At 40.7% G+C, this 8,588-nt stretch carries 5 protein-coding genes and 1 pseudogene; 1 reads left to right on the top strand and 5 read right to left on the bottom strand.

Annotation, left to right across the window (positions count from 1 at the left end):
* A pseudogene (locus VB713_RS20125) lies at nucleotides 1–635 on the top strand (hypothetical protein); the annotation flags it as partial.
* Between the two features lie 317 nt (nucleotides 636–952).
* On the opposite strand, the gene VB713_RS20120 reads toward VB713_RS20125, so the two are convergent.
* From VB713_RS20120 to VB713_RS20100, 5 genes are all read right to left on the bottom strand, one after another.
* Nucleotides 953–2,020, bottom strand: coding sequence for an ABC transporter ATP-binding protein (locus VB713_RS20120; RefSeq protein WP_323313278.1), 1,068 nt, complete (start codon nucleotides 2,018–2,020; stop codon nucleotides 953–955).
* Nucleotides 2,021–2,055: 35 nt separating this feature from the next.
* Complete coding sequence (locus VB713_RS20115) at nucleotides 2,056–3,672, bottom strand: iron ABC transporter permease (RefSeq protein WP_323313277.1); 1,617 nt, start codon at nucleotides 3,670–3,672, stop codon at nucleotides 2,056–2,058.
* Between the two features lie 3 nt (nucleotides 3,673–3,675).
* Nucleotides 3,676–4,686 (bottom strand): iron ABC transporter substrate-binding protein, encoded by a 1,011-nt coding sequence (locus VB713_RS20110; RefSeq protein ID WP_323313276.1) that lies wholly within the window; start codon nucleotides 4,684–4,686, stop codon nucleotides 3,676–3,678.
* Nucleotides 4,687–5,551: 865 nt separating this feature from the next.
* Nucleotides 5,552–7,465 carry a sulfite reductase, ferredoxin dependent gene (sir, locus tag VB713_RS20105; protein ID WP_323313275.1) on the bottom strand — a complete coding sequence of 638 codons (1,914 nt, stop codon included), beginning with the start codon at nucleotides 7,463–7,465 and terminating at the stop codon, nucleotides 5,552–5,554.
* Between the two features lie 426 nt (nucleotides 7,466–7,891).
* On the bottom strand, nucleotides 7,892–8,428 hold the full coding sequence (locus VB713_RS20100) for an outer membrane beta-barrel protein (protein ID WP_323313274.1): 537 nt from the start codon (nucleotides 8,426–8,428) through the stop codon (nucleotides 7,892–7,894).
* Nucleotides 8,429–8,588: the final 160 nt, after the last annotated feature.

The raw sequence follows: 8,588 nt of genomic DNA, 5'->3' as shown, positions 1-8,588 counted from the left end.
GATTAAAAGCCACCCAAGGTGATATAAATGGTGCGATCGCTCTTTTTCAACAATCCTTGGAAATTAAGGAAAGCATCAACGATGTCCAGGGTAAGGCTACCACACTCGCAAATATGGCTTATTGCGAAGGACAAAGGGGAAATAAAACCAAGCAATTAGAACTCAACCTGCAAGCTGCCCAATCACTGGCACAAGCCCGCGCTTACATGGATTTACGCCAGGTTTTGAAAAATTTAGGTGTCACAGATGAAACCAAGGGCATGATCTACCTTGCCCAAGCGGTGTGGTTGTGTCTGCGAATTCAAGTATCTCTGCACGATACTGTAGATACCCTATATACCATGTACAATCTAGTACCCCAAGGCGATGAAATGGAGGCTTTACTGGGTGCAACTGCGATTTATTTCTGTCAAGTGCGAGGGGCAGAACATCCCCAGTTAGAGGAGTTGCAACAGCGTAGTTTCAAGATTTTATCAGGTGCGGCATCTGCCCAAGGCGTTGAAACCCAAGAGGTATTTGATAATTGGTTTGTCCAGCAACGGTTAAATGATCCTGAGTATTTTATACCCCGTCTCAGGGAACGGTTAGCGGCGATTATTGGTGATGAGTGGGTGTTTAATCCTGGGGATGTCTGAATCAGGATTTCCAGGATTTAAGGATTAACAGGATGAAGATGAGGATTTGACTGATTAACGAACCGCAGAGGCACAGAGGACACAGAGGAATAAGGGTTTGAGAGATTTTTGCGTTAGGTGGTTGAGTGTTTTTTATTTAGAAGTCCCTAATAAAAACCTATTTTTTAGCGTTGGTCATTGGTCATTGGTCATTGGTAATTAGTGAATAATTTTCTGTTTTAATCCTGTAAATCCTTAAATCCTGGATATCCTGTTCGCGAAGCGTGGCGTTAGCCATATCAGACATTTTCCCTAACTAGCAACTTACGTTATTAATTTCATTGCGTAAAGCTGCTAATTTGAGCTTTTGCAGGAAAAATGTGTACACTGTTACCTGTTACAGATAATTCTACCTTTGTACCTACAGGTATAGCTTTACTCGCTACAAGTCGCGCATGAATCTCTTTTCCCGAAAGGGTTTTTAAACAGTATTGATATTCCCTTCCTAAAAAACGTCGGGTAGTAATAACAACAGGTGCATCTGTAGTTGGTTTTAAAATTAAGTCTTCTTGGCGGATCATAATTTCGCCAGTATCGCAGTTAAAATCAGTTGGGATGCTAAAACTACCAACTTCGGTTTCCCATAAATTACCTTGACGACGAGCAGGAATGAAGTTAGCTTGAGTGACAAATTCGGCCACAAACCGGGATGATGGATGGGTATAAATTTCTTCTGGTGTGCCTAGTTGTTCTAAATTTCCTTGCTGCATGACTCCAACTACATCAGATATAGCTAGTGCTTCTTCTTGATCATGGGTAACGAAAATAGCTGAAGTTCCGGCTAATTTGAGAATATCTCGAATTTCTTCCCGCAATCTTAATCTCACTTGAATATCCAGATTGCTTAATGGTTCATCTAAAAGCATAATCTGGGGTTTTGGTGCTAAAGCCCTAGCTAAAGCTACTCGTTGCTGTTGTCCCCCAGAAAGTTCGTAGGGGTAGCGTTTTTCTAAACCTTGGAGTCTGACTAATTCTATAACTTCAGCGACTCGCTTTTGTTTTTGCTCTTTACTAAATTTTTTTAAGCCAAAGGCGACATTTTCTGAAATATTGAGATGGGGAAATAGGGCATAGTCTTGAAAGACAACGCCGATATCACGCTGTTCGGGTGGGGTGTTGATTGAATTATTGCTAACTACCTGTCCAGCAATTTCAATTGTTCCTATTTGCAGACGTTCAAAGCCAGCAATTAATCGCAATAGTGTAGTTTTACCACAACCAGAGGGGCCAAGTAATGCCAGTATGTCTCCTTGTTGCAATGTTAAAGATACATTATTTACCGCCGGAAAAACACTTTGAGAAAATTGCTTGGTGACATTCTGTAACTTAAGAATTGCTTGTTGCATGGCTAGATTACACAGGAAAGACAGAGGACAGGAAATTAGAATTTGGTTTGGATTTCTGGTTGAATATTAATTTTCTCTTTTTTAATATTTTCTTGAGATAACACTAATAAAGTTGCACCTGTAGAAACTAATAACATCGCTAATGAACCAGCAGCGGCATCAGCAAAGTCCACATTTTCTGTAGCTTGCCAAATTTGCACGGCTAAGGTGTTGAAACCGATGGGTGCTAATAGCATAGTTGCGGGTAGTTCTTTAATAGCTGTCAAAAACACCAAGACTGCACCACTTAATATCCCTGGTTGCACTAGTGGTAAGGTGATATCTTTTAAACTTTGCCAAGCTGTTCTTCCTAAACTTCGGGCTGATTCTTCTAGTTGGGGATTGACTTGTAAAAGGGAGGTGCGGACTGTTCCTACTGTTTGCGGTAAAAATAACACTAAATAGGCAAACACTAGCATTGGTAGGGTTTGGTATAAAAATGGTAGATAGTTAGCCCCAAAAAATACCAGAGATAAGGCGATGACAATTCCTGGTACACCAAATCCTAAGTAAGAACAGCGTTCAATCATGGCTGTAATTTTACTGGGGAAGCGAACTGATAAAATTGCCACTGGTAGGGCAAAGATGATGATAGCTAAAGCTGCTAGTGCCGCAGCCAAAATTGAATTCAGGGCAGATGGTAGTAAGTTAGGAAAGTTGTAGCCGATGTTTAGTCCCCTGCTTAACCAAAATAAGGTGATACCGACTGGTAACACTACACCTAAGCTAGTAATGAGTAGACAAAAGGTAAAGGCTGGCCATTTCCAAATGCCTAATTTGCTGATTTTCGGTGGACGTAGGGAAGCTGAACCACGACTATAATAAGCTGCACGCGATCGCACTCGATACTCTAACCATAAAATCAATAACACCAATGCCATCAACATTAATGACAAAGCCGCTGCTGAATTCCGGTTAAAACTAGCTTTGTATTGCAGAAAAATTACCCTTGTAAAGGTATCAAACCGCATCAAAGAAGGTGTCCCAAAGTCCCGCAAGGCATACAAAGCTACCAATAAACCCCCGGCAATCATTGATGGTTTCAATTGGGGTAAAACCACCTTGAAGAAGGTTTCTCGATTGCTATAACCCAGACTCTGGGCAGCTTCTTCTAAGGAAGGATCTATACCTTGCAGTCCAGAACGGACACTTAATAGCAGATATGGATAGGTAAATAGAGTAATGGCTAAAACTGTTCCCGGAAAACCATAAATAGAAGGTAATTCTTCCACCCCTAAAGGTGCTAATAACAACTGTAAAAAGCTACCCCTTGGTGCTAAAGCTGCAATCAAGGCAAAACTACCTACATAGCTGGGAACTGCCAGGGGTAATGTTGTCGCTATTAGCCAAAACCTCCTGCCTGGTAAGTCTGTCCGCACGGTTAAAAATGCTAAGGGTACAGCAATCAGTGCAGAAAATACAGTCACTGTTGCTGCCATTGCCGCACTATTAAAGAATACGGAGATATTGCGCGGACGAGATATCAATTTCCATAACTCATCCCCACCAATACCTATAGTACGGATGACTAAGTAAATTAACGGTAGAGCAATGGATATTGCCACTACTCCAGCCGCTAATGTGAGAAATAATGGAGGGCGAACCGATTTCAATTTCTACAAAACTCCCGCTTCCTGTAATAATTCCAAAGTTCCTGGCAAATCATTCAAGTTTGTCAGGTTGAGATTTGGTCGATTAATCTGGCTGAGTGGTACTTGGTTCGCTGGACCTGGTACTCCTTTAACCAAGGGATATTCGTTAGTTTCTTTGGCAAAGTATGTTTGTGAACTCGGTTTGAGTAGGTAGGCAATAAATCTTTCTGCTTCGGCTTTTTGCTTAGTGGAGTCCATAATTGCCACTCCGGCGATGTTAATCATCGATCCTGCGTCTTTTTTGGTGTAGTGAGTAGCGACAGGAACGTTAGGGTTAGTTTTTTTGAAGTTAGCTAGGTAGTAGTTGTTGACTAAACCGATTTGAGTTTCACCGCGTCCTAGTGCTTCGACAATTGCTGTGTTGTTGCGGTAATCCTTGACTCCATTGGCTTTCATTGCTCGCAGCCATTGTAGAGTTTTTGGCTCTCCTTCTAGTACTCGCATCGCTGTCACAAATGACTGAAATGAGCCATTAGTTGGGGCCCACCCTACTTTACCACGCCATTGTGGTTTGGTTAAGTCCGAAATGGAATTTGGTAGTTGGTTCTTTTTGACTAGCTTGGTGTTGTAGTTAAGGACACGAGCGCGTCCAGAAATACCCATCCAATGTCCTTTGGGAGAGCGGAAACGAGAATCTACTTGGTTGAGTAAGTTGGGAGGAATGGTTTGTGTGCGCTTTTGTCTTTCTAGAGTCCCTAAAGCACCGGCATCTTGAGCAAAGAACAAATCTGCTCGGCTGTTTTTGCCTTCTTCCAAAAGTGCGATCGCTAACTCAGCTGTATCACCATAACGCACTTGTATATTCAAGTTTAAATCTTTTTTGGCTTTTTCAAGCAACGGCTGAATCAGTTTTTGTCCTCTACCTGAATAGATAGTCAGGGTTTTGGTTTGTGCATTCACACTCAGTCCTATTCCCGAACTCAGCATAAAAGCTAAAGCTCCCGCTGAAGCTTTTCTCAAGGTTGAATTTTTCAATGCTTTAGCCTCCAATTCACTTAATCAGGAAGTTTTATCAATAAACCTACAGTCTCAACAAATACCATGAATTTGTACAAGGAATCAAGAAGAATTCTCAAAAATTTTAGATTTTATTCTCCCTTCCTAAATGAGAAATAGTTGCTTTAAGTAATTCAGGATAGTTAGACTTATATCCCACATTCCCCTCATCTACTAATCACGGTTGGGAGCATCCACTTTTGGAAGAAACACAGAAAATTTAAACACAAATTCTCAGCACAATACTTGTCGGTTAAGGAAATGTAGGTTGGGTTGAGCGACAGCAAAACCCAACAAAATCCTTGATAATGTTGGGTTTCGTGCCTCAACCCAACCTACCATATAATAACTTTTGAGCCTTAACCGAGCAGTATTGATTCTCAGCAGAGTAGTGCCTATGATTTATTAAATAATAATAAAATAATTATTTAATAAATAATTTTTCTATCAGTATTGATAAAATATTCTAATTAATTTCTAGTAAATATTTGAGAATACTTCTCATTAAATGAAAGAAATGATTGAAATACAAGAGCTAATAAATGAAAAATATTATCATATATAGGGAATAGGAGTCAGGAGGAAGAAGAAGGTAAGAATAGTCTTGAATCTGGGAAAGTGATCGGTTTTTGATGGTTTTCAGACTTATTCCTTGCACCTTATTTACTTTTTATCCCTCTCAATCCATTGATTTATAGCAATTCCTGGTGTTATGAAGTACAAGAACCCAACCCCCCTCCCCCTTCGGGTGAATGCCTCCAGCACGCTACGCGAACAGCAAGCCTTATATATACAAGGTGGGCAATGCCCACCTTGCTCTGCACTTACTTTTACCTGCGGGTTACTACAGATTTTGGAAGTACTTATCTAGCGCATCATGTACCAAGTCAGTCATTGGTCGATTTTGCTTTTCTGCTGTTTCCTTGAGGTGTAAATACACATCATCTCTCAGACTGACCCGATGACGTGATTTACCGCTACTGGTGGGTTCTCCGGGTGTATAGGTGGCTGAAAATTCACGGATAGCATCGAAACCCATGCGATCGCAAAAATCACCAAAACTCTCTTTCCCTTTGCGGAATTTTTTGAAGTAGATAAATATCGGTTCTAGAAAACTCTCTATATCATTGTCGTGCAGTTTCTCAATGATAGGTTGAGCCAAGCGCGTTTGATCTGGTGAACCACCTAACCATACTTGATAAGATTCCGGTGCACTGCCCACAAAGGCCAATTCAGCCATATAAGGACGAGCGCAACCATTAGGGCAGCCAGTCATCCTGACCACAAAATGGTCTTTTTGTAAACCTAATTTATCTAATAAAGCCCGGATTCTTTCTAAAATTCCCGGAATTGCCCGTTCGGATTCGGTAATTGCTAAACCGCAGGTAGGTAAAGCAGGACAAGCCATAGAAAAGCGAGTTAAGGCTGCTATTTGGCTAGGATCAGCAATTACACCACAACGGTCTAAAATCTCTTGAATTGCTTCCTTATCTTCTGGGGCAATCTCGTAAAATAGCAGATTTTGGTTGCCTGTCAGCCGAATGGGGAGGTTGAATTTCTCAACTATTTCCCGTAAAGCGGTTTTGAGTTGCAATGCACCTTCATCTTTAACCCGACCGTTTTCAATGGAAATACCCAAAAACAGTTTACCGTCACCCTGTTCATTCCAGCCGAGAAAGTCTTGATATTTGAACTTGGGTAAAGGTTTAAAAGGTTCTACAGTTTTACCAAAATATTCTTCAACTTGGGTGCGGAATTTGTCTACACCCCAATCATTGATTAAATATTTTAACCGAGCGTGTCGTCGGTCGGTGCGATCGCCATAATCTCTTTGAGTGGCGACTACAGCTTTGACGAAATTATAAACATCATCTTTGGCTACATAGCAAATGGGGTCAGCAATTCTGGCAAAGGTTTCTTCTTTATTATGGGTTCTTCCCAAACCACCACCAGCAAAGGTGTTAAAACCTTGCAATTCCCCTTTTTTATTGGTCATAACAACCAAAGTCAAATCTTGGGAATATAAATCAACGGAATTATCACCTGGAACCGTGACGCAAACTTTAAATTTGCGAGGCATATAATGAGTTCCATAGATTGGTTCTACGGAATCATGAACAATAGTGCCATTACCATTGCTGTGTCGTGCAGCTTTAACATCTGGATGTTCTTCGGCACTAATGGCTTTTTCCCCATCTAACCAAATTTCATAATAAGCGCCGGTTTGGGGAGAGAGCAAATCAGCAATATTTTGGGCATATTCCCAGGCGTATTCATATTCTGGGCGATTTTTTAAGGGGGCTGGGGGAGCCATGACGTTGCGGTTGATGTCACCACAAGCGCCTAAAGTTGAACCTAAATTTTTGACAATAGTAGCGATCGCTGCTTTGAGGTTCTTTTTCAGAATACCATGTACCTGAAATCCTTGGCGAGTAGTAGCTCTGAGCGTATGATTACCATATTCATCAGCCAACTTATCTAAAGCCAGATACAGCTGCGGTGGTACTAATCCACCAGGATTTTTTGTCCGCAGCATAAACTGATAATCTTTTTCTTGTCCTTTAGTGCGATTATCACGGTTATCCTGTTGATAAGACCCGTGAAACTTGAGAATCTGGATTGCATCTTCACTAAAGTGAGTTGTGTCCTGAAGAATCTCAGTAGCTACAGGTTCACGCAAAAAATTACTATTTTCTTTGATACCTTCTACTTTGGAAGGCTTACGGTTACTAACGGGGGAAGGCGCAGAGTTAATCATTACAGTAGTATGTTTGTCAATAATGCATCAGTTAAAGCCGAATTAGGAATTTAACAGTACCTGTTCAGCTATGAGAACACCGAAAATTCGGTCGGAATTATGCAGAATGATTTAATTTTAACATGGCAAAACGCTGGCTTTATCAGTGATTTAACACTTAACAAAACCAGCATTGAAGTAAATAGATGTAATTTACCACGATATAATTTATTTTTTACCTGTTGACATATAAAAATATTTGTGATTCGTGCCAACAGCCACCATTACTTTCAATTGCACCAATTTACCCAAACAGTGCTGAGTAAAAAAAGCAAGAAACTTTCCTATTTCCATCCCCGCCTTTAGCTCTTGGGGTGACTCAGCACTCTGAATAAATGTATTGTATCAGTCTCATTCTGCGATTTCTCCCTCTGAGACGATCTTTTTCTATCTAAAGCGATAGCCAAGACCACCATTGATGCTCACAGCAGAAGCATCACTATTTTGGTAAGCTTTGAGTCCAACTTTAGCATTAGTGTAGACAAGGAAGTTTTTGGTAACTTCAGACTCCACTCCAGCACCGACAACTACAGAATCTCTGTTACCCAAAGGTGTGGGCTTACCATCAGCCTCTACGAAGGAATAACCACCAGTAATAAAGGCATTGGTTCTAGGAGCAATGGGGACATCTAAAGAAACTTCAGGAACGATAGCAGTTGTTTCATCACTCCAGAGGACATTACCCCGTGCGGAAAAGGGAGTATTTCCTAATTTCACACGGGCTGTAATATTTCCGCCCAAGGTAGCAGCATCGTTATTTTGACCGCCATTGGTAACACCAGCCGCTACACCAGCACCAATATAACTAGCATCAGTACCATTTTGTGTTTCAGCAGCAGCTTTACCAACTGTAAGAAATGCAGGAGCAATTACTAAAGAAGATAAAGCAGAAATGGTGAGTAAAGACTTGAGTAAACGTTTCATAATTTTGACCAAATTTTAGAAGTTTTACTGTTAAATTGAAAGTCGAATATCAGATAAAAAAGTTCCAGAGAATTTTCTAATTTGCTGAAATCCTGATTGCTATTGATGCAATATATTTAGGATTAAGTGATTCAGCCAATTTTGTCTCGACAGTTATAAT

Source organism: Anabaena cylindrica UHCC 0172 (assembly GCF_034931625.1).
GTDB classification, from domain to species: Bacteria; Cyanobacteriota; Cyanobacteriia; order Cyanobacteriales; family Nostocaceae; genus Anabaena; species Anabaena cylindrica_A.
The sequence above is the reverse complement of the archived record's forward strand: the minus strand, read 5'-3'. Positions and strand labels throughout refer to the sequence as shown.

What these genes read in the sequence shown, in the direction of transcription:
- VB713_RS20100 (WP_323313274.1), bottom strand. Translation starts at nt 8,428, where the DNA reads ATGAAACGTTTACTCAAGTCTTTACTCACCATTTCTGCTTTATCTTCT.
- VB713_RS20120 (WP_323313278.1), bottom strand. Translation starts at nt 2,020, where the DNA reads ATGCAACAAGCAATTCTTAAGTTACAGAATGTCACCAAGCAATTTTCT.
- sir (WP_323313275.1), bottom strand. Translation starts at nt 7,465, where the DNA reads ATGATTAACTCTGCGCCTTCCCCCGTTAGTAACCGTAAGCCTTCCAAA.